25 protein-coding genes and 1 tRNA gene are annotated in these 25,233 nt (G+C 62.3%); 20 read left to right on the top strand and 6 right to left on the bottom strand.

Annotated features, from left to right (window positions below):
- Nucleotides 1–2: 2 nt before the first annotated feature.
- Nucleotides 3–464 carry a very short patch repair endonuclease gene (locus tag BP26_RS29005; protein WP_211255024.1) on the bottom strand — a complete coding sequence of 154 codons (462 nt, stop codon included), beginning with the start codon at nt 462–464 and terminating at the stop codon, nt 3–5.
- Between BP26_RS29005 and BP26_RS0122745 the strand changes: the two genes are divergently transcribed.
- Nucleotides 448–2,757: an ATP-binding protein gene (locus BP26_RS0122745; RefSeq protein WP_029922847.1), complete on the top strand. Its 2,310-nt coding sequence runs from the start codon at nt 448–450 to the stop codon at nt 2,755–2,757. The genes BP26_RS29005 and BP26_RS0122745 overlap by 17 nt on opposite strands.
- Nucleotides 2,754–3,680: a hypothetical protein gene (locus BP26_RS29860; RefSeq protein WP_029922846.1), complete on the top strand. Its 927-nt coding sequence runs from the start codon at nt 2,754–2,756 to the stop codon at nt 3,678–3,680. Before BP26_RS0122745 ends, BP26_RS29860 begins: the two co-directional genes overlap by 4 nt.
- On the opposite strand, the gene BP26_RS31205 is transcribed toward BP26_RS29860, so the two are convergent.
- The 4 genes from BP26_RS31205 to BP26_RS0122725 form a co-directional block, all read right to left on the bottom strand.
- Nucleotides 3,594–4,862, bottom strand: coding sequence for a DNA cytosine methyltransferase (locus BP26_RS31205; RefSeq protein ID WP_084183350.1), 1,269 nt, complete (start codon nt 4,860–4,862; stop codon nt 3,594–3,596). The two genes, BP26_RS29860 and BP26_RS31205, sit on opposite strands and share 87 nt — an antisense overlap.
- Nucleotides 4,863–5,284: 422 nt before the next feature.
- The gene (locus tag BP26_RS0122735; protein ID WP_157572719.1) at nt 5,285–5,947 is read right to left on the bottom strand and encodes a hypothetical protein; all 663 of its coding nucleotides are present in this window, start codon (nt 5,945–5,947) and stop codon (nt 5,285–5,287) included.
- Nucleotides 5,948–6,399: 452 nt separating this feature from the next.
- Nucleotides 6,400–7,053: a 2-hydroxychromene-2-carboxylate isomerase gene (locus BP26_RS0122730; RefSeq protein ID WP_036517757.1), complete on the bottom strand. Its 654-nt coding sequence runs from the start codon at nt 7,051–7,053 to the stop codon at nt 6,400–6,402.
- A 279-nt stretch (nt 7,054–7,332) separates the two neighbouring features.
- A complete protein-coding gene (locus BP26_RS0122725; protein ID WP_084183349.1) occupies nt 7,333–8,292 on the bottom strand; it encodes an oxygenase MpaB family protein in 960 nt (319 codons plus the stop codon).
- A gap of 97 nt (nt 8,293–8,389) precedes the next feature.
- On the opposite strand from BP26_RS0122725, the gene BP26_RS0122720 reads away from it, so the two are divergent.
- From BP26_RS0122720 to BP26_RS0122635, 18 genes are all read left to right on the top strand, one after another.
- Nucleotides 8,390–9,421 (top strand): AraC family transcriptional regulator, encoded by a 1,032-nt coding sequence (locus BP26_RS0122720; protein ID WP_029922842.1) that lies wholly within the window; start codon nt 8,390–8,392, stop codon nt 9,419–9,421.
- Between the two features lie 140 nt (nt 9,422–9,561).
- Nucleotides 9,562–10,452 carry a metal-dependent hydrolase gene (locus BP26_RS0122715; RefSeq protein ID WP_029922841.1) on the top strand — a complete coding sequence of 297 codons (891 nt, stop codon included), beginning with the start codon at nt 9,562–9,564 and terminating at the stop codon, nt 10,450–10,452.
- 123 nt (nt 10,453–10,575) lie between these two features.
- The gene (locus tag BP26_RS0122710) at nt 10,576–12,216 is read left to right on the top strand and encodes a vWA domain-containing protein (RefSeq protein WP_051749313.1); all 1,641 of its coding nucleotides are present in this window, start codon (nt 10,576–10,578) and stop codon (nt 12,214–12,216) included.
- A 204-nt stretch (nt 12,217–12,420) separates the two neighbouring features.
- Nucleotides 12,421–13,866 (top strand): dihydrolipoyl dehydrogenase, encoded by a 1,446-nt coding sequence (gene lpdA, locus BP26_RS0122705; protein WP_029922839.1) that lies wholly within the window; start codon nt 12,421–12,423, stop codon nt 13,864–13,866.
- A gap of 176 nt (nt 13,867–14,042) precedes the next feature.
- Nucleotides 14,043–14,771, top strand: coding sequence for a YebC/PmpR family DNA-binding transcriptional regulator (locus tag BP26_RS0122700; RefSeq protein WP_029922838.1), 729 nt, complete (start codon nt 14,043–14,045; stop codon nt 14,769–14,771).
- A 55-nt stretch (nt 14,772–14,826) separates the two neighbouring features.
- Nucleotides 14,827–15,396, top strand: coding sequence for a crossover junction endodeoxyribonuclease RuvC (gene ruvC / locus BP26_RS0122695; protein ID WP_051749312.1), 570 nt, complete (start codon nt 14,827–14,829; stop codon nt 15,394–15,396).
- Complete coding sequence (gene ruvA, locus BP26_RS0122690; protein WP_029922836.1) at nt 15,393–15,983, top strand: Holliday junction branch migration protein RuvA; 591 nt, start codon at nt 15,393–15,395, stop codon at nt 15,981–15,983. Before ruvC ends, ruvA begins: the two co-directional genes overlap by 4 nt.
- Entirely contained in the window at nt 15,984–17,018 is a 1,035-nt protein-coding gene (ruvB, locus tag BP26_RS0122685) for a Holliday junction branch migration DNA helicase RuvB (protein WP_029922835.1), read from the top strand. It abuts the gene before it with no gap.
- Between the two features lie 105 nt (nt 17,019–17,123).
- Nucleotides 17,124–17,531, top strand: coding sequence for a tol-pal system-associated acyl-CoA thioesterase (ybgC, locus tag BP26_RS0122680; protein WP_029922834.1), 408 nt, complete (start codon nt 17,124–17,126; stop codon nt 17,529–17,531).
- Between the two features lie 44 nt (nt 17,532–17,575).
- Entirely contained in the window at nt 17,576–18,271 is a 696-nt protein-coding gene (tolQ, locus tag BP26_RS0122675) for a protein TolQ (protein WP_029922833.1), read from the top strand.
- The gene (gene tolR / locus BP26_RS0122670) at nt 18,271–18,732 is read left to right on the top strand and encodes a protein TolR (RefSeq protein ID WP_029922832.1); all 462 of its coding nucleotides are present in this window, start codon (nt 18,271–18,273) and stop codon (nt 18,730–18,732) included. Before tolQ ends, tolR begins: the two co-directional genes overlap by 1 nt.
- Nucleotides 18,732–19,706 (top strand): cell envelope integrity protein TolA, encoded by a 975-nt coding sequence (gene tolA / locus BP26_RS0122665; protein WP_029922831.1) that lies wholly within the window; start codon nt 18,732–18,734, stop codon nt 19,704–19,706. Before tolR ends, tolA begins: the two co-directional genes overlap by 1 nt.
- A 2-nt stretch (nt 19,707–19,708) precedes the next feature.
- Nucleotides 19,709–21,007 carry a Tol-Pal system beta propeller repeat protein TolB gene (tolB, locus tag BP26_RS0122660; RefSeq protein WP_036517750.1) on the top strand — a complete coding sequence of 433 codons (1,299 nt, stop codon included), beginning with the start codon at nt 19,709–19,711 and terminating at the stop codon, nt 21,005–21,007.
- An 84-nt stretch (nt 21,008–21,091) separates the two neighbouring features.
- The gene (gene pal / locus BP26_RS0122655; RefSeq protein ID WP_029922829.1) at nt 21,092–21,607 is read left to right on the top strand and encodes a peptidoglycan-associated lipoprotein Pal; all 516 of its coding nucleotides are present in this window, start codon (nt 21,092–21,094) and stop codon (nt 21,605–21,607) included.
- A 16-nt stretch (nt 21,608–21,623) separates the two neighbouring features.
- A complete protein-coding gene (gene ybgF / locus BP26_RS27975) occupies nt 21,624–22,490 on the top strand; it encodes a tol-pal system protein YbgF (RefSeq protein WP_051749311.1) in 867 nt (288 codons plus the stop codon).
- A gap of 8 nt (nt 22,491–22,498) precedes the next feature.
- Nucleotides 22,499–23,179, top strand: coding sequence for a 7-carboxy-7-deazaguanine synthase QueE (queE, locus tag BP26_RS0122645; RefSeq protein ID WP_029922827.1), 681 nt, complete (start codon nt 22,499–22,501; stop codon nt 23,177–23,179).
- Between the two features lie 163 nt (nt 23,180–23,342).
- Nucleotides 23,343–24,029: a 7-cyano-7-deazaguanine synthase QueC gene (gene queC / locus BP26_RS0122640; protein ID WP_029922826.1), complete on the top strand. Its 687-nt coding sequence runs from the start codon at nt 23,343–23,345 to the stop codon at nt 24,027–24,029.
- Between the two features lie 92 nt (nt 24,030–24,121).
- Nucleotides 24,122–24,197: transfer RNA gene (locus tag BP26_RS0122635), tRNA-Lys, on the top strand.
- 44 nt (nt 24,198–24,241) lie between these two features.
- Here BP26_RS0122635 and BP26_RS0122630 read toward each other — a convergent pair.
- Nucleotides 24,242–25,012, bottom strand: a complete 771-nt coding sequence (locus BP26_RS0122630) for a sulfatase-like hydrolase/transferase (RefSeq protein WP_157572718.1) — start codon at nt 25,010–25,012, stop codon at nt 24,242–24,244.
- Nucleotides 25,013–25,233 lie beyond the last annotated feature (221 nt).

Here is a 25,233-nt window from a genome sequence, read left to right as displayed (position 1 = left end):
CGTCAGGCGGTAATTAATCCCAACGCACGAAGCAATCCTGATATATCAGGTCCACGCGCTTCGCATTCCCAAATAGTCACAGCGTGCCAACCCAGTGCCTCAAGATATTTGAGTGAAGCTTCGTCGCGTTCCTTGTTTTTTCGAAATTTCTCTTTCCAGAATTCGGATCTCGATGAAGGAATCTTCCCGATATGGCACCCCTCATGGTGGTGCCAGAAGCAGCCATTGATGAAGATGGCAATTCGGCGCTTGGGCAGCACAATGTCGGGTGTTCCTGGAAGGTCGCGACGATGTAACCGAAATCGCACGCCCGAATTATGGAGCAATTTCCGGACAATGATCTCCGGCTTTGTGTCCTTGCCCTTAAAGCGAGCCATAAATTTACGGCGGACAGTAGGGCTAGTGTTCGATACGACCATACATTGTGAATAGTAGCCAAGCATAGCCATGGAAAAAAGGTTCAAGATTAGTTCAGCCCTGAAGGACATCATTGGGCGTGACCTCATCACTAACGATTTCGTCGCTATATTCGAACTCGTAAAAAATGCATTTGACGCGCATGCAAAGCGCGTTGATATCGAGTTTGATGGAGATTCCCTGATAATTTGGGACGACGGCAAGGGGATGTCACAAGAGGACATTACTTCTAAGTGGCTTTTTGTTGCGTATTCAGCCAAGCGTAACGGAGAGGAGGATGTCAATCTTCCGCGAGATTATCGCGACGAAATATCCTTGCGTCGAGGTTATGCTGGCAACAAAGGTATAGGGCGATTTTCTTGTGATCGTTTGGGCAAGCGCCTTGATCTTTATTCACGGCCAATAGGTGGGAAGCGTGTTGAGCACCTGCACGTCGATTGGACTAGTTTCGAGGAAGATTCGAAGCGTGAATTCGCCACAATCGACGTCGGACTATCACACAAAGCTGATTTCCCGATGCCAAAGCGAGCAAAACCTCCAAAGGCTAATGGGGTCATGCTCGTTATTAGTGATCTCCGCGAGATGTGGGATTACGACAAGATCCATCGTTTGCGCTCTTACTTGGCAAAGCTCGTGGATCCGTTCCAAGCCACGGCAGATCTGAAAATCTTTACACACGTCGCGGGCCAGAAATGGCACGACGTTGAGGGTAGAGTTGGCAATAAAATTGTTGACCTTCTCGACGAAAAGACGGCCAGAATTGTAGTGACAGTAAAGGATGGCACGATCCACACGACGTTACGTGATCGTGGTGTGCTTATTTACGAAATTGAGGAAGCTAGCCCTTACTTAGAGCTTGCAGCAAGTGAAGTGGAGACGCGACTCTATTTCCTTAATCGGAGCGCAAAGCACACCTTTACGGGCAGGATGGGGTTGCAGCCGGTCCAATTTGGCAATCTCTTTCTCTTTGTCAACGGTTTCCGAATCTACCCAGTTGGTGAACCTACAGACGATACCTTCGGGATCGGTCGACGAAAACAGCAGGGCACATCCCGCTACCTTGGATTGCGCGACATATTGGGGAAGATAAGTGTTTCCGCGCCTGTGGGAATATTCCGTGAAGCTTCAAGCCGCGACGCGGGGCTGACAGATACGCCGGCTAAGCTGCAGCTCTATGAAATGATTATGCGTCATGTGGTCCAGAGACTTGAGCGATATGTGGTGACTGTCAATTGGGCTGATAGCCTTGATCAAGACAGTGACAATGCAAGTGGATTGCGTTCCGATAGTGCGCGGACGCGGATTATTCGGGTGGTGCAAGCACTCGTTGGCTCGCAGAAGATTAAATTGATCGACTATGACCGTGAGTTGATTGACATCGTCAATGAGCGTTCAACGGGTTTCGAAGAAGCTATGGAAGGGCTTGCGCTCGTCGCTCAGGAGACCGGCGATCCAGTTTTGCTTGCTCGCGTGGAGCGATCGCGTCAGCGCTTCGAAGAGCTAAAGCAGGCCGAAATTGAAGCAAAGCAGCACGCAGAAGAGGAAACCCAGGCGCGGCGTGTCGCAGAAGGCCGCGCCCGGGCTGCAGAACTACGAGCCCAAGAAGTGGGTGTTAAGTTGCAGCGGGTCGAGAAGCAAGCCCAAATGCTTCTCAATTCCCAGGCGCAGGGGAGCGAGGAACTACAACTTCTCCATCATCAAGTCATCATCTACGCCACTGAGGTTCAGGCGCTTACGCGACGTAGCATGCGCCGACTTGGTGCCGCGACCCTCCAGTTGGAATCGGTAATGGCTGACCTTGAGCAGATTGCCTTTCAAAACAGCAGGATCTTGGCAGTAACCAGACTTGCTACACAAGCCAACTTTAAGCTCAATGCGGACAAGATACAGGCCGACATACTCCAGTACCTCAAAGAGTATGCCGAGAAGGTCGCTACGCTCTATGGGGACATCGGATCGGCTGCGTTTAATGATAACGGCCTGTCTCTGGAAAGAACTTTTCGCCCAATCGATATCGCCATTGTCATCGACAATCTCTTTAGTAATTCTGGCAAGGCAGATGCACGTTCAATGACATTCAACTGCCGAAAATCATCAACGGGCGGTGCTGTCGAAATTGTTGTCTCTGACGATGGTCGCGGCATAGATCAAAGTGTCGTCGACACAGCTAAACTCTTCGAACGAGGCTATAGCGGTTCGCCACGCGGCTCTGGTCTTGGGCTCTATCATGCGAAGCAAGTTCTTGAGGATATGGGTGGAAGCATTGGGCTAGATCCTGAGCGGCCTGCGGGTAAAGCACAATTCGTAATTCGGCTGCCGAGGGAGGCGAAGAAGACATGAGGCTTGAATTTAGGATTCTGTGGTTCGAAAACCAACCGCAGGATGTGCGGACGCAGGTCGAGGAGATTAAGGAATATTTGGTAGAAGTTGGTTTTATTCCAAGGATTGATATGGAGATTGACGGTGGCAATATCTCTGAGCTATCGATCCGCCAGCAAAAATATGATGATTTCGATTTGGTGGTTGTTGACTTTGATCTGGGTGATCCTGCCAGAAATGGAGATCAGGTTGCCAAAGAAGTCCGCAGGGGATTTGGATTCACTGACATAATCTTTTATAGCGGAAAGCCGAGGGTGGATCTGCGAAAGCTGGTGCATGACAACAACATTGATGGCGTTTATTGCCTTGCACGTACGGAATTAGCGGAGAAGCTTGGCGTCCATATCGATCAAGCAGTGAAGCGGCTTTCGAGGTTGGAAGCAATGCGTGGTTTGATAATGGGGACCGTTGGCAAGGCTGATGACGAATTCCGTGCCCTTCTATCCGCTGCCTTTGCCAGCGCCGAAGCATCTTCGCAGGCGAAGATGACAAAAGAGTTGGATGATCTGGTCGCTAATGCAGCTGGGCTTGCACAGGAGAAGTACGCGGCTTGCAAATCATTCAATGAACGGCTTGTAAGCAGGGCCGTGACGAGCTTTCATTTGCAGAAGCTCGCGCTGTTCATCCTTAAGGGCGATGCGGTATTTGCCAACTGCCGCAAGATCCTCGCGCGCTATGACAATGAGGTGCTTTCTCCGCGCAATACGCTGGGGCACGCAACCGAAACGCGCGGCGAACGTGGTTGGGAGGTTTCGTCGCATGGCAAACCTGCAATTTCCAGTGCAGATTTTGTGAAGCTACGCCAAGGCATGGCAATCCACCTCGACAATATCTGTGCGCTTCGACCGTTGCTCGATGGGAAGAGGGCGGAGCAATCCAGCTAGCATCTCGGCAAGAGCTTGTGCGAGGAGTGGTGGGACAGCGTTGCCCACTTGGGTGTAACGAGGGCAAGCGATCTTCCTGCGCGCCCCGCCGCTAGTATATGGTCCCTCAAATTTGAACCAATCTGGAAAGGACTGAAGGCGAGCATGCTCGCGTACGGTCAATATCCGCGGTTCCGCATAGTGGATTATGTCGTCGGGAAGTGTCGTGATCGTGGGGGAGGGAAGTTCGGGCGACATGGGTGTCGTCGAACGTTTCTTGATGCCAAGTTTCCTGCGATTCTCGGGGGAGATGCAGTGCCCCTTAGGGCATGTCTTTAGGATTTTCTCAAACCGCTTTGTTACAAGTGTCGAATGTTGCGGCAACCGCATGTCGGTTGGTTGGGATCGTATACCGTCACGAGCCCAGCGACCGTAGCTAGAAGGGGCGCCTGATTCATGGTAATCGAGAGTGTCAAATCCCAGGTAGCCGAATTCCGGATCTGGCACTGTTGACTTGCCATCGGTGCGGAGATCGTCAAGAGCTTCGCTTGCCGTTACGGGCCTATCGAACGGTAGGCCTCGCGCTGCAAGGAAGGATTTTCGAAGTGTCCTTAGCCGCTGGAAGGGATTAACACCCCGTAGCAGGCCTTTCTTCACCGCAACTAGAAAGAACCGAGGTCGTCGCTGCGGAACTCCCCAGTCTGAAGCGGTAAGGAGTTCGGACCAGGTGTCGTAGCCGAGACGATCAAGTGCGCCGAGAACGAATTGCGAAAATGTCTCGTTCTCGTCGTGTGGCATGGAGGTAAAGCCCCGCACATTTTCGATCAGGACCATGCGAGGCTTGAGCAGTGAGACGAGTTCCAGATAGCTCTTTACCATCTGGTTTCGAGGATCGTCTTGTCGCCGCCTGCCATTTGTTGAGAATCCCTGACATGGCGGCCCCCCTATAATGATTTCAACTTGGCCGGCTAACTGTCGAAGCCGCTCCCGATGTTCCTCAATAAAATTAACAATATCGTGAGCTTGCTTCGGGAGCCAGCTCGGCCAATTAACCTGCGCGCTGGCCCGTTCAAGCAAATTTGTGCGGTAAGTGGAAAATGCATCTTTATGGCCCTCGATGGCAAATTCGAGTTGCCATCCGGCACGCTGAAATCCTAACGAAAGGCCTCCACACCCAGCAAATAGGTCGACAAATGTCTTCATGGCGCGAAGACTTTGCCAACATCTAAGGCGAATGTCCAGGACCTCGCTATAGGCCCTCTGATTTCATGAAAAATTTTGTAAAAACTGACGTCAATCTAGCTGGATTTTCTCCCTAGAAATTGCCAGATGCGCAGCCACGGGAAGCCTGCGGCAATCCACGGGCTTCTGAAGCTATTGTTCTGTAGCGGACTCCAAGCTTTCTGGTTCAGCCATGTATTCCATGAAATCCATGTGTGCCGCTATTTATAGCGCGAATTCCATGGTCTACATGGAACGCCAAAGTCCGGCCTCCTGAAGCCTCCCGGTCACCACCAATCAACCCGCTCAAAAACCGATCAGCTAAACGCTAAAAATGGGGGACAGAGACCACAATTAAATCCTGAAATTCTCCGATTGACGGAAATAATCGTGGCCTGTCGCCCTCAGAGCCCTGGTAGATGCGATGCGATCGCCGGCCAGCCGGGCAGGACAATGCCGGCGATACCCAGGATCACCGCGCTTGCCAGCAAGCCGGCGCCGAGCTTGGTGGCCCAGTGAATATGGCCGAGTGTGCGGCTATCGTGAAAGAACAGCGGAATGACCGTGCACCAGGCGAGTGACTGCTGAATGATGTGCCCAGTCAGGACGGGCGGTGCGATGGGGAAGCGGCCAATCGCGGGGCCCATCAAAACGAGTGCCGCGCACAGCATGAGCCGCTTGTGTGCCTGCCCATTGCGGCGTTGACGCCATCCCAGGTAGATCAGCGCGATAAACGCGGCGAGTGAGCCCAACGGCACCGCGGTCCAGGCCAGCGGGGTTGTAAAATGCGGTGCGCTCCCTCGGGCAACGCCACCCACCGCGGCGAGGTACATCAGCGGAACCAGGGCGACTGCCAGCAGCATGCCGCCGATGCCCAGCTTCATATGCAGATCGCGGCGCCCGGCGCCAATCAGCCTCGCCTGCGTCCAGAAAATCAGCATCCACACGGTGAACAGGGTGCCGTGCAGGATGATGAGCGGATTCAGCGTCGGATTGGGCCTGGGGTAGTGGACGAGACCTCGAAGATAAAAACTGGGCGCAAAGCCGATCAGGGTACAGACGATCATGAAGATCGCCATCGTCGAAAAGAACCGACGCCCTGACGTGCGCTCCCCAGCGCTTGCCGTAGCAGCCATCCCCATCCCCCTTTTGTAATCCCCGCCTGGATTCTATGCGGCTGCGGCGCGCTTTACAAAGGTCATCAAGGCCGGATTTAAGAACAATATGGCGTGAAGAGCAATATGGGTGGAAATGATTGTGCGCGTTCCCCGGTTGCTTATCGTTGTTTCATCCGGGCTAAGCCTGCCGCCAACTACGGGATGGACTGCAAATAGGCTCCCAGGTCATCCATCTCTCCAGGCTTCAGCGAGCGGGCGCAATAAGCCTGTCCCGAGTGCGTTGCGGAGCAACGTGTATCGAGGGGCGCAGCGCATTGCGCCGTAAGCAGGGTTCAATTCAGATGCAAGGCCTAATCCTGCGCCACACTCCGCCCTTGTTGCGTCCTTTTCCTGTAAGAAACCTAACGCTGCGCCGAAGCCCCCCGCATCAAGAAATCCTGCAACAACTCATCCTCCCGCCCCGGATGCCGCAACCGCCAAAGCAGCGTCTCCATCCGGTCCCCACCCCAGAACAACTCGCCCTTGAAACAAAAGGTCGGTACCCCGAACACCCCCGCCTTGATCGCCGCCGCCGTGGCCTCCATCAGCCGCGCCTTGATCTCCGGCCGCTCCGCCGCCGCGTTGAGCTGCGGTCCATCCAGCCCGCAGCGCTCGGCGATCCGCTCCAGCGTCTGTCGCTCACTCAGGTCCTCGCCAAGCTCCCAGCAGCCTTCCAGCAGCGCCTGCGCGAACTTCAGCCGCTCATCCGCCCGGTCGATCGCAATACACATCCGCAGCGCCCGCAGTGGATTGAAGGGATGCGAAGGCGGTCCCTTGAACGCATATCCCTTCTGCGCCGCCACCCGCAGCACATCCCCGAACACATAAGCCCGCTTCGCCGGAATCTCCGCCGGCCCCTTCTGCCCATGCGCATTCAGCAGCCCCGCGAACAGCACCGGCCGGCAGTCCACCACCAACCCCGCCGCCCGCAAGGCCCCGATCTGCTTGAAAGCCAGCCACGCATACGGGCTGACCGGGTCGAAGAAAACCTGCACCTGCGATGATTCGGAATTCATGAGCCATCCTGGCAAAAGACTGGAGAGGGAAGGGGGTGCTTCCACAATTCTGCATCAACAAGGAGCCCGCCTCTATTCCGGCCAAGCAACGGCCGCGGCGTACTTGATCCGGGCCAAAGAAGGCGGAATCCGGGCCCAAGAATCGGGGTTTCCGCGCCAGCAGATTCACACGCTCGCCGCATGCGTGCCAACAAAAAACCTTGGCACGCATGGCACGCATGGTGTTTTTTGGGCGAAAACCTGCGTACACGTTACCGCCGACCCGGGCCCCTTCCCCGTTCAGCCCGCTGGCTCCATCCGCAACCTGGCCCGCGCCGCCGCCCCGTTGCGCAAGGCCCAGCGGAACGTTGGCGCCATCGCCCGCACCGCCGGCCGCAGCAATGCCCGCCGCGCCAGCGCGCCGCCTTGCACGCCCATCATCTGCTGCGCCCAGTCCGGCAGCAGGTCTTCCCCGGCTTCCAGGAACAGGCGGCTGAACGGCTTGATCGCCGCGTTCGGCGCCGGCGTGCTGAACAGGATGCGGCGCACCTCGCGGGCGCGATCCGAATAGTCGAGCTGCGTCCGCAGGCGGCGCAGGTACTGCTCCACCTCCGCCCGCGACTTCGGCACGCCCTGCGCCCCCAGCATCTCCGCCACCCGCGAAGTCTCGGCGTAGTAGCGATCCTGCTCCGCCTCGCTCAGCTTCTTCACCGCATAGCGCTGGTAGGAACGCAGGAAGCTGGAATGCTCCGCTACATGCACCCAGGTCAGCAGATCCGGATCGCTGGCCGCGTAGGTAGTGCCGTCGGCGGTGCTGCCCGTCACCCGCAAATGGATCCGCCGCACCCGCTCGATCAGCATCTCCGCATCGCGCCGCCCGGCGAAGGTGGTACTGCCGACGAAAGCGGAGGTGCGCCGCAGCCGCCCGAGGATGTCCTCGCGGAAATTCGAGTGGTCCCATACCCCGGCCAATGCCAGCGGATGCAGCATCTGCAACAGCAGCGCGCAGACCCCGCCCACCATCATGATGGTGAAGTCCCCATGCACCCGCCAGCACACCGACTGTGGCCCGAACAAACCCGGATCGCCCGCCGGCTCCAGGAAATTCAGCCGCGGCGCCCCGGCGCCGGAAGTCAGGCCGAAGATCGCCATCTCGATGCGCCGCCGCAGCGGCTCCGTCCCCGGGATGCGGCTGCGCCCGCCCGGCAGGATGTCGGGACCGAGATGCGCGGCGGGTGAATCCTGGGAGGGTTTCTTCATGCCGCCGTATTGAACCCCGTACCGGAGGTGGAGACAAGCGCGTGCACAATCCGCCTTACCCGCATGCGCCGGTGCCGCGCTGCGGCATACTGCGCGCATGAGCCGCCCGCCCTACACCGCGCCGATTCCGTTCCTCACCTTGCCCAACTGGATCAAGGCGGCGGCGCACTGCGGCTTCAACATCGAGCCGATCTTCCGCCACAACGGCATCGACACCGACCTGATCCACCTCGAAAGCGCCACCGTCAACCCGATGCAACTGCAGCAGGTGATGGCCGAGTGCGTGGCGCGGGCGAAGAACCACCACTATCCCTTCGTGCTCGGCGAGAGCTTCGCCTTCGAGTACATGCCGGACATCGGCACCTTCCTCGCCACCAGCTCCACCCTGCGCGATACCATGCGCGTCTTCGACTGGGTGCGCGAGCTGATCAACCCCGCTCTCAATGTGCGCCTGGAAGAGCGGGGCGACGAAGCCTGGTTGTTGCTGGAGTTCGGCGTCGACAACACGCCCGCGCCGTACTTCACCGAAACCACCTTCGCCTCCATCTACAAGTTCGGCCGCACCCTGCTGGGCGAGCGCGCCCGCTTCGCCCGCCTGTGCCTGCAACATGCGCCGCCGCCTTACGCTGCCGAGTACGACAAGTACTTCGGCATCGAAGTCCGCTTCGGCCAGCCGCAGCAGGCCCTGGTGTTCGACCGCGGCCTGCTCGACGTGCCGCTCGAAGGCGCTTTCCCGGCCCTGCACCGGCAGGCCGAATACCGCGTGCAACGCCAGCTCACCGCCTTGCCCAAGGCCTCGCCCACCGGCGCCATCGTCGCCCAGATCGAGCAGACCTTCGCCGCCCGTCCCGAGCTGCTGGGCCAGGGCATCGAGCGCATGGCAGAGGCCCTGGGCCTGCACCCGCGCACCCTGCAACGGCGTCTCCAGGAAGAAGGGAAGGGCTACGCCGAGCTCCAGTCCCGCGCCCGCTTTCGCAGTGCGGCGGCGTGGCTGGAGAACGGTGACATGAGCATCGAGGCCATCAGCGAACGCCTCGGCTTCTCCGACCGCCGCAGCTTCACCCGCGCCTTCACCCGCTGGGCCGGTATTTCCCCCAGCAGCTTCCGCAAGAAGCCGGAAAAGCTTTAAAAGCAGCCGCTTACGGTCTGATTTGGCGGGGTTTTTCCATCTGTCGCAAAATGTTCCCTCGCGTCGTTCCCGGTCATAGCCACCCGCCCGCGCACCGCCTACAGTGGCCACAATCAGAAACAAGCGTTCGAGGAGACGACATGGAACCGGCAGGCCAGAATCCCAGACCCGCGCATTACGAGATCGTGCCCCGCCAGGGCCTCGACTTCGGCCTGGACGGGGACATTCCCAAGTACTGGCTCGGCGGCGATCCATTCAAGACCCGCTTCTTCGACGCCATGTCCACCCTGTTCCCGGAAGGCGAGAAGTTCTTCATCACCTGCGTGCGCGATTACCGCGACCAGATCACCGACCCGGTGCTGAACCAGGAAGTGAAGGACTTCATGCGCCAGGAAGGCCAGCACGGCATGGTGCATACCCAGTTCAACAACCGCCTCAAGGCCCAGGGCGTCGGCGTCGACGGCATCGAGGAGCAGATGAAGCGCATCCTCGGCCGCATCCGCAAGATCATGCCGCGCACCTTCACCCTCGGCCAGACCGCCGCCGCCGAACATATGACCGCGATCATGGCCCACAGCTTCTTCCACCGCCGCGAAGTGATGGAAGACGCCGACCCGCGCATCCGCGCCATGTACGCCTGGCACGCGGTGGAGGAGATCGAGCACAAGGCGGTGGCCTACGACGTGCTGACCAAGGTGGCCAAGGCCAGCTACTTCATGCGCATCTTCACCATGCTGTACGTCTCGCTGATTTTCCCGCTGCACACCTTCATGATCATGAGCCACATGTTCAAGGTGGACGGCTTCGGCTGGCGCCAGCGCGCCGGCCTCTGGTTCAAGGGCCTGTGGTGGCTGTACAAGCCGGGCGGCCTGTACCTGCCGGTGATCCCGCATTACCTGAAGTACTACGTCCCCGGCTACCATCCCTGGAAGGAGGGCAAGATGTTCTCCTACGAGCGCTGGCTGGAAGTCTTCGGCCAGACCAACGATCCCATCGCCGCGGGCAACGCCCTGCACGCCACCGGGATCTGAAGCACCTTCGCGGCAGCTGGCGGCGGCGTCGCCTGACGCCGCCGTGTCACCCGAAAGTCACATTTATTTACAGCCGTCCCCCGGCGTGTAAACTCGCGCAACCCGTTAGCTCTTCGCGGCGCGATGCCTTCACCTTCACCGTTTCGCAAATACTTTTCCTGGCCCACGCAGACCGGGCGCGGGCCGGCATGGCTGGGCCTGGCCTGCTGCGTCATCCTGGCGGTCTTCGGCAGCTGCGGCCGTCCGGCGCCCTCGCGGGGCGGCGGTGCGCAGAGCGGCGACGAGCTGGTCATCATGGCCAGCAACGGCCTGCAGGATCTGGGCTTCCTGCAAAAGCCGATGGAAGCGGCGGTGGGCCACAAGATCCGCTTCGACTACGTCGGCACCGTGGAGATGGCCGACCGCCTGCGCAACAGCGGCGCCAGCGCCGCCGACTTCGCCTGGCCGGCCAGCGGCTTCTACGTGCACCTCAACGCCTCGGCCAGGATCGCCGCTTCCGAGAAGATCATGCTGTCGCCGGTGGTGTTCGCGCTGAAGAAGCCGCGCGCCCAGGACCTGGGCTGGGACGAGAAGCCGCCGAGCTGGGACGAGATCGCGCACGTCGTGGCCCACGACGGCATGGCCCTGGGCATGACCAGCCCGGTGGTTTCCGACCTCGGCCTCGCCGCTCTGTTTTCCGCCGGCCTCGCCACCGCCAAGAATGACGCCCTGAATCCGTCCGATCTCGACCTGGTCAAGCTGCGGCAACTGTTCAGCGGCACCCGCCTGCTCGGCGGCAGCGCCCACTGGCTCGCCGATACCTACGTCAAGCAGGAAAACCGGCTCGACGGCATGATCAACTACGAGGCGATCGCCCTCAACCTCGACGCCGGCACCCAGCTCGGCACGCCGCTGGAGGTGATCCACCCGCGCGACGGCTCGGTGATGGCGGATTACCCGCTGATGCTGATCAACCCGGCGCGCAAGGCCGAGTACGCCCGCCTGGTCGCCCTGCTGCGCAGCCCAGCGATCCAGCAGCAGATCGTGGACCGCACCTGGCGTCGTCCGGTGATTCCCGGTATCCGCCTGCCCAAGGAACTGGAAGCCAAGCTGCCCAAGCCCCTGGCGGAACCGGCGCGGCCCGATTTCGTCGATGCGGTGCTGGACAGCTACCAATCCAAGGTGCGCATTCCGGCCCATTCCTACTTCGTGCTGGATGTCTCCGGCTCGATGGCGCAGGAACACCGCATGGACGAACTGAAGGCGGCGCTGCACCTGCTCTCCGGCTCCGACCAGAACACCCTGGCCGGGCGCTACGCCCAGTTCCTGGCGCGCGAAAAAGTGGACCTCACCACCTTCGACAGCCATATCGTCGACCACCTCGGCATCGATTTCGGCGGTCCGGGCGGCTACGACAAGATCCGCGGCCAGTTCGAGGACTTCGTCGCCTCGCTCCAGCCCAAGGGCGGCACCGCCATCTACGACGCCCTCCAGGCCACCTACCAGCAGGCCCTCAACGACCGCAAGAAGCAGCCCGGCTACTACCCCAGCATCGTGCTGATGACCGACGGCGAGAGCAGCAGCGGCAGCAATTTCGAGGCCTTCCGCAACTGGTACCAGGCCCTGCCGGATACCGCCCAGGACATCCCGGTGTTCACCATCATGTTCGGCGACGCCGACTCCGAGGAAATGAAGTCCCTGGCCGAGCTGACCGGGGGCCGGGTGTTCGACGCCGGCGGTTCCAGCCTCAGCGCGGTGTTCAAGGAAATCCGCGGCTACCAGTAGCCCTCATTTCACATCTGCAATGCACCGTATTGCAGCGCCGCGGCAAGCGGCGCGAAACCGCGCGCGCAGCCGGAAAAGCAGCGACCGCCAGAGGCGCAAGCCGCTGCTTTTTGCGGTAAAGTGCGCGCCAGCCGGCCCCGGACCGCCCCCGCGGTTCCACGTCGATTTTCGACGACCTGGCGGGCCGCCAGAACGGAACAGGAAATGAGCGAAAACTACGACATCATCGTCATCGGCGGCGGCCCCGGCGGCTACCCCACGGCCATCCGCGCCGCCCAGCTCGGCATGAAGACCCTCTGCATCGACAGCTGGATCAACACCGACGGCACGCAGTCCTTCGGCGGCACCTGCCTCAATGCCGGCTGCATTCCCTCCAAGGCCCTGCTCGAATCCTCCGAGCTGTACCATCGCGCCCAGCACGAATTCGCCGTGCACGGCATCGGCGTGGGTGAAGTGAAGCTGGACCTGAAGAAGATGCAGGAGCGCCGCACCGCGGTGAGCAAGGCCAACTCCGGCGGCGTGAAGATGCTGTTCCAGGGCAACAAGGTCACCGGCCTGTTCGGCTTCGGCAAGCTGCTCGGCGGCGGCAAGGTCGGCTACAAGTCGCACGACGGCAAGGAAGAGACCTTCACCGCCAAGCACATCGTCATCGCCACCGGCTCCGAACCGGTGAACCTGAAGATCGCGCCGGTCGACAAGGACCGCATCATCGATTCCTGGGGCGCCCTGGAACTCGCCGAAGTGCCGGAAACCCTCGGCATCATCGGCGCCGGCGTCATCGGCGTGGAGCTGGGCAGCGTCTGGTCGCGCCTGGGCGCCAAGACCACCATCCTCGAAGCCCTGCCGGGCTTCCTGCCGATGGTCGACCAGGCCATCGCCAAGGAAGGCCTGAAGCAGCTGACCAAGCAGGGCCTGGACATCAAGTTCGGCGCCAAGGTGCTGAACGCCAAGGCCGGCAAGAAGGATGTCACCGTCGAATACGAGCAGGACGGCAAGAAGGAAACCATCAAGTTCGACAAGCTGATCGTCGCCGTCGGCCGCCGCCCGTTCACCAAGGACCTGGGTTGCGACGTGGCCGGCGTGCAGCTCGACGAGCGCGGCTTCGTCAAGACCGATGCCCACTACAAGACCAGCGCCGAAGGCATCTACGCCGTGGGCGACGTCATCGGCGGCGCCATGCTGGCGCACAAGGCCATCGAGGAAGGCGTGGTCCTGGCCGAGCAGCTGCATGGCGAGAAGAGCGAGGTCAACTACCGCACCGTTCCTTCGGTCGTCTATACCAACCCGGAAATCGCCTGGGCCGGCATGTCCGAAGAGCAGGCCAAGGCCGCCGGCCACGAGGTCAAGACCGGCTCCAGCCCCTTCGCCGCCAACGGCCGCGCCCGCGCCATGGAATCGATCGTCGGCATGATCAAGATCATCTCCGACGCCAAGACCGACCGCGTGCTGGGCGTGCACATGATCGGCCCGTACGTCTCCGAGCTGGTCACCGAAGCCGTCACCGCGATGGAATACGGCGCCACCACCGAAGACATCCAGCTCACCATGCACGCCCATCCGACCCTGTCGGAGACGTTCCATGAGGCGGCGCTGGCGGTGGACGGCCACGCCATCCACTCCGCCAACAAGCGCAAGCCGGCCGCGGCCTAAAGCCTCGCTTTTGTCATTCCGGCGCAGCGAAGGATCCGGCCAGATCCTTCGCTGCGCTCAGGATGACAGTGATCTGATAGTGTGAGAGACGCTTTGCTTATTTGAACAGTTCGGGCCATGGATGGCCCGGTGCGTGTCAGGACGACATACTTTAATTAAATACACAGGTCTGAATCATGGGTCGTGGCCCAAGCATCGAAAACCGCAAGAACGCCGAGGACGCCAAGAAGGCCAAGACGTTCACCAAGTTCATCCGCGAGATCACCATGGCGGCCCGCGCCGGCGGCGGCGACCCGGCCGGCAATCCGCGGCTGCGCACCGCCATCGACAAGGCGCTGCACAACAACATGACCCGCGACACCGTCGAGCGCGCCGTCAAGCGCGGCACCGGCGAGGGTGGCGGGCAGGCGGTGGAGGAAGTGCGCTACGAGGGTTACGGCCCCGGCGGCGTGGCGATCCTGGTCGACTGCATGACCGACAACACCACCCGCACCGTGGCCGAAGTGCGCCACGCCTTCAGCAAGCAGGGCGGCAACCTCGGCAGCAGCGGTTCGGTGGCGTTCCAGTTCGCCGAGACCGGCGAGATCATCTTCGACATCCGCGAAGAGCCGGCGCTGGAGGAGAAGATCCTCGAACTGGCCCTGGACGGTGGCGCCGACGACGTGCAGAGCGAAGACGGCTTCGTCGACGTGCTGACCAGCCCGGCCAACTTCGAGACGGTCAAGGCCAAGCTCGAAGCGGCCGGCCTCAAGCCCATCGAGGCCGAGGTGGTGATGCGTCCGTCCAATCGCGTCGCCGTCGCTGGCGAAGCGGCGGAAACCCTGCAAGCCCTGCTCGACTGGCTGGAAGAGCTGGACGATGTGCAGGAGGTCTACCACAACGCGGACCTGCCGGCCGCTTCGTGAGCAATACGATCTCCCGTCATCCCCGCCAGGGATTGGCGGGGACCCAGTGACAGGGATGTCTAAGACTTCCGTTCTGCGCATCATTGGCATCGATCCCGGCTCGCGCATCACCGGCTATGGCGTGATCGAATCCGATGGCCCGCGCAACGTCTGGCTGGCCCATGGCCGCATCCGTTGCGGCGACCAGGGCATGCCGGAGCGCCTGTTGCAGATCTTCAAGGAGCTGGCCGAGGTGATCCGCGAATACGCGCCGCGCGAGGCGGCGATCGAATCGGTCTTCGTCAATCGCAACGTCAACAGCGCCATCGTGCTGGGGCAGGCGCGCGGCGCCGCCATCTGCGCCCTGGCCCATGCCGGCCTGAGCGTGGCCGAGTACGCCCCGGCCCAGGTCAAGTCGGCCATCGTCGGGCAGGGGCGGGCGGAAAAATCCCAGGTGCAGCACATGGTCAAGGCCCTGCTCAAATTGAACGAGGCGCCGCCCGCCGACGCCGCCGACGCCCTGGCGGTGGCGCTGAGCCACGCCCACTTGCGCAATGCGCCCGCGGTAAGGACTGGTGCCAAGCCAAGCGGCGGCCGTTGGACCCTGGCCCAGGTTGCCGCCCTGTCGCGTGGAGGCAAATCATGATCGGCCGTCTCACCGGGGTCCTGCTGAGCAAGCAGCCGCCGCACCTGCTGCTGGACGTGCATGGCGTCGGCTACGAGGTGGAGGCGCCGATGTCCACCTTCTTCCGCCTGCCGGCGGCGGGCGAGACCCTGACCCTGCACACCCACCTGGTGGTGCGCGAGGATGCGCATTTATTGTTCGGCTTCGGTTCGATGGCCGAGAAGACCCTGTTCCGGGATCTGATCAAGATCTCCGGCGTCGGTCCCAAGGTGGCGCTGGCGGTGCTGTCCGGCGTCAGCGTCGAGGAATTCTGGGGCACGGTGCGCAGCGGCGAGACCGGCCGCCTGGTCAAGCTGCCGGGCATCGGCAAGAAGACCGCCGAGCGCCTGGTGCTGGAGATGCGCGACCGCGCCGGCGTGACCAGCGCCGAAGGCACCGTGGCCGGCCTGCCGGCCGTGCCGTTCGGCGCCCTCTCCGAGGCCCGCGCCGCCCTGGCCTCGCTGGGCTACAAGCCGGCTGAGGTGCAGCGCCTGAGCGAAGCGGTGTACAAAGAGGGCATGACCACCGAAGCCATCATCCAGGAAGCGCTGAAGCGGGCGCTGCGCTAAATGACCACCCCGTCAGACCGCCTGATTTCAGCGTCCGCCGCCGGCGAAGAGGAGCGCTTCGAGCGCGCTCTGCGTCCGCGCAAGCTGACCGAGTACGTCGGCCAGCCGGCGGTGCGCGAGCAGATGGGCATCTTCGTCGATGCCGCCCGCAAACGCGGCGAGGCGCTGGATCACACCCTGATCTTCGGGCCGCCGGGCCTGGGCAAGACCACCCTGGCGCACATCCTGGCCGCCGAGATGGGCGTGAACATGCGCCAGACCTCCGGCCCGGTGCTGGAGCGGGCGGGGGACCTGGCGGCGCTGCTGACCAATCTGGAGCCGCGCGACATCCTCTTCGTCGACGAGATCCACCGCCTGTCCCCGGTGGTGGAGGAAGTGCTGTACCCGGCGATGGAGGACTACCAGCTCGACATCATGATCGGCGAGGGGCCGGCGGCGCGTTCCATCCGCCTGGACCTGCCGCCGTTCACCCTGGTCGGCGCCACCACCCGCGCCGGAGCGCTGACCGGGCCGCTGCGCGACCGCTTCGGCATCGTGCAGCGCCTGGAGTTCTATTCCATTCCGGACCTGTCTTCGATCGTGAAGCGCTCCTCGGCCATCCTCAAGGTGCCGATCGACGAGGCCGGCGCCAACGAGATCGCACGGCGCTCGCGCGGCACCCCGCGTATCGCCAACCGCCTGCTGCGGCGGGTGCGCGATTTTGCCGAGGTGAAGGGCACCGGCATCGTCAACGAGGACATCGCCGCGGCGGCGATGAAGATGCTGGATGTGGATACCAACGGCTTCGACCTGATGGACCGCAAGCTGCTGATGACCCTGATCGAGCGCTTCGACGGGGGGCCGGCGGGGCTGGACAACCTCGCCGCCGCCATCGGCGAGGCGAGGGACACCATCGAGGATGTGATCGAGCCCTTCCTGATCCAGCAGGGCTACCTGCTGCGCACTCCCCGCGGGCGCATGGCCGGCAAGCTGGCCTACCAGCACTACGGTCTGCCGCCGCCCCGCCGCAGCGAGCCGGACCTGTTCGCCGAATAGGCCTCGAAAATCGTCTGAAACTGAACCTCGGCGCGCTTTCGGGGTCTTTGCTGCGTTCCCGCATCCGGTACAATTGCGCACCCTTACACCTTTAAAACCTTGAATATTCCGGTGTTTGCCTGGCCTATCCGCGTGTACTACGAGGACACGGACCTGAGCGGTGTGGTCTATCACGCGAATTATCTGCGCTTTCTGGAGCGCGCACGCACCGAATGGCTGCGTGCCCTGGGCTTTTCGCAGGAGCGCTTGAAGGACGAGATGGGCGTGGCGTTCACGGTGGCGGGAATGGAAATCGATTTCCGCAGGCCGGCGCGGCTGGACGACCTGCTCGAAGCGACTGTGGCGCTGGAAGGCCGCAAGCGCGCCAGCCTGAACTTCGTGCAGACCCTGCGGCGCGCGGACGATGCAACGGTGGTGTTGACGCAGGCGCGGGTGCGGGTGGCTTGTGTGTCGATGGCGACGTTCAGGCCATGCGCCTTGCCAGGCGGGATTTTTGCTGCGACCGAGGCTTGATCCGGCCGCTACGACGTGGACAACAGAAGACAACAGGACTCCGCATGAACGGAAATATGTCGATCATTCAACTGCTGCTGCAGGCCTCTCTCCTGGTCAAGGTGATCCTGGCCCTGCTCGCCGCGGCTTCGGTGCTGTCCTGGACGGTGATCCTGGCCAAGCGTTCCCTGCTGTCGCGCACCGAGAAGGCCGCGGCCGCTTTCGAGAACCGCTTCTGGTCCGGCGGCACGCTGGGTGATCTGTACGAGAACCTGCGCCGCGGCCGCGACAAGAGCGACGAGGGCCTGCCGCAGGTGTTCTGCGCCGGCTACGAGGAATTCACCCGCCAGCAGGGTTCGCGGGTCGATCCCGACGATGCGCTGGCCGCGGTGCAGCGCCAGATGCGCGTGACGCAGACCCGCGAGATCGAGCGCCTCGAAGGCGGTTTGTCGATGCTGGCCACGATCGGCTCCACCAGCCCTTACGTCGGCCTCTTCGGCACGGTGTGGGGCATCATGACCGCCTTCATCGCCATCGGTAACGTCAAGCAGGCCACCCTGGCCTCGGTTGCGCCCGGCATCGCCGAGGCCCTGATCGCCACGGCCTTCGGCCTGTTCGCCGCCATCCCGGCGGTCATCGCCTACAACTTCTTCACCTCCCGCCTCGACCGCATCGAAACGCGCTTCGGCACCTTCGCCGAGGAGATGACCGGCATCATCGAGCGCGGCCTGCGCGGCGCCAGCGGTTCGAGGGCGGCGTAGTGCCATCCGTCAATGCCTCGGGCGGGCGCAAGAAGCGCCGCCTCAATGCCGAGATCAACGTCGTTCCCTATATCGACGTGATGCTGGTGCTGCTGGTGATCTTCATGGTCACGGCGCCGCTGCTGACGCAGGGTGTCGACGTGGAATTGCCACAGACCAGCTCCAACCCCCTCACCAACGAGGATCAGCCGGTGACCTTGTCGGTGGACGCCAGCGGTCGCTACTTCCTCGACGTGGGCAAGGGGAACGACAAGCCGGTATCCGATGACGAGCTCGCCCAGCTGGTGCATGCCGTGGTCGACCAGAAGCCGGACCGCATGATTCTGGTGCGTGCCGACTCGCATGTTTCCTATGACAAGGTGGTCAAGGGCATGTCGATCCTCCAGGGCGCCGGTGCCAAGAAGATCGGCTTCGTCACCGATGCTCCCTCCGCGGGCAAGCCGGACAAGCGCAACCCCTGATGAGCCTGCCGCCCCGTCATCTGATCCTGGCGGTATTGCTCCACGCCGTCCTGTTCGCGTTCCTGCTGGTCGGGGTGCAGTGCACCGACCATGTCGAACCCACGCCGGTGATACAGGGCGTGCTGATCGCGCCGAACGACCTGAAAGCCCTCAAGCCGCCCACGCCGCCGTCGCCGACTCCGACCAAGCCCGAGGACCAGGACGAAGGCCCGCAGAAGATCGTCAAGGACACCGACGTCGTCGCCGATCAGGCCAAGGAAAAGCAGGAAAAGGCCGCCGCCGAGCAGAAGAAGATCGACGACCAGAAGGCCCAGGAACAGCAGCAGAAGGCGGCGGAAGCCGCCGCCCAGGCCGAAAAGCAGAAAGCGGAAGCGGCCAAGGCGGAGGAACTTAAGCGCCAGCAGGAGGTTCAAAAGCAGGCTGACGAGCAGGCCGCGGCGCAGAAAAAGCAGCAGGAAGAGGCCAAGCGGAAGGCCGATGCCGCTGCCCAGGCCGCCGCCGAGGCGCAGCGCAAGAAGGAACTGGACGAACAGGTACGCAAGGAGGCTGAACAGCAACAGCAGGCGCAGGCTGCGGCCATCGCCAGGCAGAAGAAGGCCGAGGATGCGCAGAAGGAAGCGGACCGCCGCAAGCGGGCCGAAGAACTGCAGAAATCGCTCGGCGTCGAGTCTGCCCAGTTGATTGCTCAGGTTCAGAATCAATGGCAACTACAGCTCATTGCGGCAATTCAGCAAGCCTGGGCCTGGCCTCCCGGCACAGATCCCAACACCAAGGCCTATCTGAAAATCAGGTTGGCACCCAACGGTCAGGTGTTGAGCGCCGAAATTTCCACCAGCAGCGGCGTGCCATTGTTCGATCAGACGCTGAAGCAGGCGGCCTACAAGGCCAGCCCCTTGCCGTTGCCCAGTGATCCCAGCGCCTTCGACCCGAATCTGACCATTTGCTTCTCGCCCAACACCAGGAGCTGCCAATAACAATGAAAACCATCTGGATTTTTCTGCTCAGCCTGGCAGTCGCGCCCGCCGCCTTCGCGGATCTGTCGTTCAGTGTCAGCAGCGACAAGAGCCGCGCGCAGCCCATCGCCATCGTGCCGTTCGTGCAGACGCCGGACGTCACCGTCGACATCGCCCAGGTCATCGACGACGATCTCGCGCACAGCGGCATGTTCATCACCCTGCCGCGCGCCAACATGCTGGAAAAGCCGACCGATATTTCCCAGGTCAACACGCACAACTGGCAAGTGCAGAACATGAATTTCGCCGTGATCGGCAAGGTGACGCCGGGCGCGACACCCGGCAGCATCGCCGTGAGCTTCACCCTGATGGACGTGCTGCACGACACACCCATCGCGATCCTCAACGGAGCCGACATCCAGGGCAAGGACAAATTGCGTTGGCGCTCCGCAGGCCACCAGGCCGCGGACATGATCTTCCAGAAGCTGACCGGCATCCGCGGCGTGTTCAACACGCAGCTTGCCTACGTCGATGCCACCGGCACCGGCAACAACCGCAAGTTCGAACTCTACATCGCCGATTCCGACGGCGAGAACCGCCGCACCATCGCCCGCTCGCGTGAGCCGCTGATGTCGCCGGCCTGGTCGCCGGACGGCCGCAAGCTGGCTTTCGTCGGCTATGACCACGGCTATTCGGCGATCTATGTACAGACCTGGGAGACAGGCGAGTTGAAGAAGTTCGTCGGCGAGAAGGGCATCAACGGCGCCCCGGCCTGGTCGCCGGACGGCACCAAGCTGGCGGTGACCCTGTCCTTCGAGCGGAACCCGGACATCTACGTCATCGACGTGGCCAGCGGCTCACGCACCCGCATCACCACCGACCCCGGCATCGACACCGAGGCGGCTTGGTCGCCGGACGGCAAGACCCTGGTCTGGGCTTCGGACCGCGGCGGCCAGCCGCAGCTGTACAGCGCACCCTCCACCGGCGGCCCGCAGACGCGGCTCACTTTCCAGGGAAACCGCAATGAAGATCCGGCTTTTTCGCCCGATGGCAAGTGGCTTGCGCTGGTCAATAGTGATGGCGCGGGCTACCATATCGGGCTGATGGATTGGCAGACCAAGGCGGTGAAGATCATCAGCGACGGTTTCATGGACGAGCACCCGCGCTTCGCTCCAAACAGCCAGGTGGTGATCTACACGACCCAGGGTTCGCGTGGCGAAGAGATGAGAACCGCGACCGTTGACGGACGCGTGCACCAGACCCTGAGCCAGCCGGGGACCAATGTGCGCGAGCCGGCCTGGTCGCCCTGGCCGCCGCAGTAATCGAGCAAAATCATTAAAATAGTTACATGTTCACGCTGTAAAATCACACAAAGTGCCCCCCCGTTCCCCGTAAGGAGTCTCCCCATGCAGTACAAAAATAAATTCCTCGCCGGCGTCGCCGCCGTAGCGTTCGCCGTTGTGATGGCCGGTTGCTCTTCCGGCGGTGAAACCAAGACCGATGCCGGCGCCAAGCCGGTCGACAACGGTGGCGGCATTGCCACCAACCAGGGCTATGGCAACACCAACACCGGCACCAGCACCACTGGTGACCTGTCGGCTCACTCGGTCTACTTCGATTTCGACAAGAGCGACATCAAGCCGGACAGCCTGGGCGTCGTCTCCAGCTGGGCCACCTACCTGAGCGCCAACCCGACCGCCAAGGTCCGCCTGGAAGGCAACACCGACGAGCGCGGCACCCGCGAGTACAACATCGGCCTGGGCGAGCGTCGCGCCAATGCCGTTGCCCAGGCTCTCGAAGCCAAGGGTGTCTCCGCCTCGCAGCTGACCACCGTCAGCTACGGCAAAGAGCGTCCGGTCGCCCTCGGCCACGACGAGGCCTCCTGGGGCCAGAACCGTCGCGTCGACCTGGTTCAGCAGTAAGAGAACCTGAAGGCCGATGATCCGCTCCAGCGTTTCTTCCGGCATCAAGGGGCTGGCGCCGCTGTTCGCGGCGCTGGCCCTTTCCGCTTGCGCCAGCGATTACGGCGCTCCGATCAACGGCCAGCGTGCGCTGAGCCCTGAGGAGCAGCGCCTGCAGTCGGTCGAGAACAAGACGGTGGACCTGAGTCGGCGCCTCGGCGCCATCGAGTCCACGCAGAACGGTTCGCAGGCCGACGATCTGCGTAATCTGCGCGGTGAAGTGGAGCAATTGCGGCACGATGTCGACACCCTGCAGCAGACGCTCCAGCAGCAGAATGTCGACAACGATGCCCGCTTCAAGCGGCTCGAGGGTGGTGGTCAGCTTCCGGCCGCCGGCACCGATCCGAACGCGCTACCGATGCCGGGTGCTGTTCCGGCGCCGCCTCCCGTTTCTTCCGTTGCACCGCCTCCGGCAGCTGCAGTCGCTCCGGCGGCTGCGCCCGTCGCCGCTGCGCAAAACAGCACGTCGGCCGACGAGGAAGCGATTTACCTGAAGAGCTTCGACCTGCTGCGCGGCGGCAAGTATGATGCCGCCATCAGCGGGTTCCGTAGCATGCTCGGCAAGTACCCGCAGGGGAACTACGCCGACAACGCCTGGTACTGGATGGGCGAGTCGTACCATGTGAAGGGCGATGACGCCAACGCGCTCAAGTCCTACCAGTCCCTGTTGCAGCAGTTCCCGGCCAGCCCCAAGGTGCCGGACGCGCTGCTCAAGACCGGGGTGATCTTCCAGGCGCAGCAGAAGAGTCCGCAGGCCCGGGACGCTTATCAGAAAGTGCTGAAGCAGTATCCAAGCTCCAGTGCGGCAGCCCAGGCGCGTACGCGACTGGCGCAGCTGAAGTAGGCCGAATCGTGAATCTTCCGGCCGTCGACAAGGCGCCCGGAACACCGTCGGCGCGTTTAAAACTCACCGAGATTTTCCTCTCTCTTCAGGGCGAGTCCACTCTGGTGGGCTGGCCCACTGTTTTTGTGCGTCTCACCGGCTGCCCGCTGCGTTGCCAGTACTGCGACACCGCTTATGCCTTCCATGGTGGCGAGTGGCACCAGCTGGATCAGGTGCTGGAGCAGGTCGCCAGCCATGGCGTGCGTCACGTCTGCGTCACCGGTGGCGAGCCGCTGGCGCAGAAGGGCTGCCTGCCACTGCTCAGCGCCCTGTGCGACGCCGGCTACGTTGTCTCCCTCGAAACCAGCGGCGCCATCGATATCTCGATGGTCGATCCCCGCGTGATCCGCGTGGTCGACATCAAGACTCCCGGTTCGGCCGAAGTGGCGCGCAACCGCTGGGACAACCTGGCCCTGCTCAACGAGCGCGACCAGATCAAGTTCGTGCTGTGCAGTCGCGAGGACTACGACTGGGCCAAGGGCATCCTCGAGCAGTACAGCCTGCCTGCGCGCTGCGCCGTGTTGTTCTCGCCCAGCCATGGCCAGGTCAGCCCGACCGAGCTGGCCGACTGGATCGTGGCCGACCGCCTGCCGATCCGCATGCAGATGCAGCTGCACAAGATCCTGTGGGGAAATACTCCTGGCCGCTAATTATTGAACCCCTCTCCCTACGGGAGAGGGGCAGGGGTGAGGGACGCACCGTCAAGCACAGGGATCGCCACGCTGAAGTGGTGTCCCTCACCCGCCGCTTCGCGTCGGCCTCTCCCGGAGGGAGAGGCGATACGATGCGCCGAAACTTGCAGGTGAATACACCATGACCGAATCACCCAAAAAAGCCGTCATCCTGCTCTCGGGTGGCCTCGACTCCGCTACCGTGCTGGCCATCGCGCGCAGCGAGGGCTACGAGACCTACGCCCTGTCCGTCTCCTACGGCCAGCGCCATGTCGCCGAGCTGAATGCCGCGGTGAAGGTGGCGCAGCGGCTGGGTGCCAAGGGCCGACAGCAGATGCAGGTCAACCTGGACGCCGTAGGCGGCTCGGCCCTGACCGATCGCTCCATCGCGGTGCCCGAATCGGGCCCGACGACGGGCATTCCGGTGACCTATGTGCCGGCCCGCAACACCCTGTTCCTGTCCCTGGCCCTGGGCTGGGCCGAGGTGCTGGGGGCGCGGGACCTGTTCATCGGCGTCAACGCGGTGGACTACAGCGGCTACCCGGACTGCCGCCCCGAATTCGTCCAGGCCTTCGAAACCCTGGCCAATCTGGCCACCAAGGCCGGCGTGGAAGGGGTGAAATTCCGCATCCACACCCCCCTGATCCAGCTCAGCAAGGCCGACATCATCCGGCGCGGCACGGAACTGGGGGTGGATTTCGCCGAAACCGTCTCCTGCTACCAGGCCGACGCCGAAGGCCGCGCCTGCGGCCGCTGCGACTCCTGCCGCATCCGCAGTGAGGGCTTCGCCGCCGCCGGAATCCCGGATCCGACCCGCTATCAGGCCTGAGATCTGCTCAAAACGGTCTGTAACAAGCCTGAAACCTGTGCTGCCGGTCCGCCAGCAGCTATAATCTGCGACCCCGCAGCATCCCCCTCGATGGGTCGTTAGCTCAGTCGGTAGAGCATCGGACTTTTAATCCGCTGGTCGCTGGTTCGATCCCAGCACGACCCACCACCAATCAGTGATTTGCACGCTGTTCGAAGTACGTCCACCCCGGACTATTTCGGGAGCAAGCCCAGCGCATCGCTGTAGACATATCCCTTGTAGCTCTCCACCAACTGGTGGTCTTCGCAATCGTCGAGCTTGCCTGCACATAGCCGGCGCATGGCCGATAAGGCGGTGAAGTGCCGGTCTTCGGTGACGCCGGCCAGGTCGGCGACGAGGCTGGGCAGGAAGGCGATGTCCATGGTCGGGGTCTGCGGCACTTCCGCGCCGGGAAAGTTGGTGCGCAGGCGGTATTGCGTGATGAAGTTGGGATCGGGGAGGGTGTATCGATACTGTGGCGGCGGCTCTTCGAAGTAGGCCTGGTGGTCGCCGAAGTAGCACAGCATGGCCACGCGTGAATCGGATTGCAGGAAGCGGCCAAGGCCGTTGACGGCATCGCTCAGCACTTTCAGGCGGCCGATGTAGTCGGACAGCCGGGAGGACAGGGACGGGGTGATGCCGGTGCGGTCCAGGCTGTAGGTCACCTGCGTGCGCCTGGAGTAGGGGGCGTGTTCCATGATCGACAGCATGTACAGGAACAGCGGCTTGTCGGCGTCTGGGCTTTTGCGATGGTCGCGGATCAGCTTGGCCGCGGCTTCGCCCAGGCGCGGGCTGGTGGCGATGTCCCATTCGTCGCCAGGGACGTTGTCGTATTCGTGGAAGTCGCGCAGCGTCAGCACTTCGTCGAAGCCCATCTTTTCGTAGACGCGACCGGCGTCGTAGAAACGCTTGAAGGTGGGCATCAGCACCACGGCGTGATAGCCGTTGCTCTTCAACAGACGCACCAGGTCGCCGCGTAGCGGATCAGGGCAAGCGCACGCCCCAACCAACGCAAGGCAACGCCCGCAAATCGCGAGCGACCGTTATCTGACATCGAGATTCCCTGAGATCCTGCGTTTGAATGCTGAACATGGCGCCGGCCGATCCGTGCCTGTCCGGACCGAAAAGCCCGAAATCCAGCAAAAAGACCTTGATTATAAATGAATATTACATTTCGATGACGCCG

This window comes from Nevskia soli DSM 19509, assembly GCF_000711955.1.
GTDB lineage: Bacteria > Pseudomonadota > Gammaproteobacteria > Nevskiales > Nevskiaceae > Nevskia > Nevskia soli.
Note: the sequence above shows the minus strand (reverse complement) of the source record. Positions and strands in the feature narration are given on the sequence as shown.

Bases quoted from the DNA above. Each gene is read 5' to 3' on its own strand.
- BP26_RS0122745 (WP_029922847.1), top strand. From the start codon at position 448: ATGGAAAAAAGGTTCAAGATTAGTTCAGCCCTGAAGGACATCATTGGG.
- BP26_RS29860 (WP_029922846.1), top strand. From the start codon at position 2,754: ATGAGGCTTGAATTTAGGATTCTGTGGTTCGAAAACCAACCGCAGGAT.
- BP26_RS31205 (WP_084183350.1), bottom strand. From the start codon at position 4,862: ATGAAGACATTTGTCGACCTATTTGCTGGGTGTGGAGGCCTTTCGTTA.
- BP26_RS0122735 (WP_157572719.1), bottom strand. From the start codon at position 5,947: ATGATCGTCTGTACCCTGATCGGCTTTGCGCCCAGTTTTTATCTTCGA.
- BP26_RS0122730 (WP_036517757.1), bottom strand. From the start codon at position 7,053: ATGAATTCCGAATCATCGCAGGTGCAGGTTTTCTTCGACCCGGTCAGC.
- BP26_RS0122725 (WP_084183349.1), bottom strand. From the start codon at position 8,292: ATGAAGAAACCCTCCCAGGATTCACCCGCCGCGCATCTCGGTCCCGAC.
- BP26_RS0122720 (WP_029922842.1), top strand. From the start codon at position 8,390: ATGAGCCGCCCGCCCTACACCGCGCCGATTCCGTTCCTCACCTTGCCC.
- BP26_RS0122715 (WP_029922841.1), top strand. From the start codon at position 9,562: ATGGAACCGGCAGGCCAGAATCCCAGACCCGCGCATTACGAGATCGTG.
- BP26_RS0122710 (WP_051749313.1), top strand. From the start codon at position 10,576: ATGCCTTCACCTTCACCGTTTCGCAAATACTTTTCCTGGCCCACGCAG.
- lpdA (WP_029922839.1), top strand. From the start codon at position 12,421: ATGAGCGAAAACTACGACATCATCGTCATCGGCGGCGGCCCCGGCGGC.
- BP26_RS0122700 (WP_029922838.1), top strand. From the start codon at position 14,043: ATGGGTCGTGGCCCAAGCATCGAAAACCGCAAGAACGCCGAGGACGCC.
- ruvC (WP_051749312.1), top strand. From the start codon at position 14,827: ATGTCTAAGACTTCCGTTCTGCGCATCATTGGCATCGATCCCGGCTCG.
- ruvA (WP_029922836.1), top strand. From the start codon at position 15,393: ATGATCGGCCGTCTCACCGGGGTCCTGCTGAGCAAGCAGCCGCCGCAC.
- ruvB (WP_029922835.1), top strand. From the start codon at position 15,984: ATGACCACCCCGTCAGACCGCCTGATTTCAGCGTCCGCCGCCGGCGAA.
- tolQ (WP_029922833.1), top strand. From the start codon at position 17,576: ATGAACGGAAATATGTCGATCATTCAACTGCTGCTGCAGGCCTCTCTC.
- tolA (WP_029922831.1), top strand. From the start codon at position 18,732: ATGAGCCTGCCGCCCCGTCATCTGATCCTGGCGGTATTGCTCCACGCC.
- tolB (WP_036517750.1), top strand. From the start codon at position 19,709: ATGAAAACCATCTGGATTTTTCTGCTCAGCCTGGCAGTCGCGCCCGCC.
- pal (WP_029922829.1), top strand. From the start codon at position 21,092: ATGCAGTACAAAAATAAATTCCTCGCCGGCGTCGCCGCCGTAGCGTTC.
- ybgF (WP_051749311.1), top strand. From the start codon at position 21,624: ATGATCCGCTCCAGCGTTTCTTCCGGCATCAAGGGGCTGGCGCCGCTG.
- queC (WP_029922826.1), top strand. From the start codon at position 23,343: ATGACCGAATCACCCAAAAAAGCCGTCATCCTGCTCTCGGGTGGCCTC.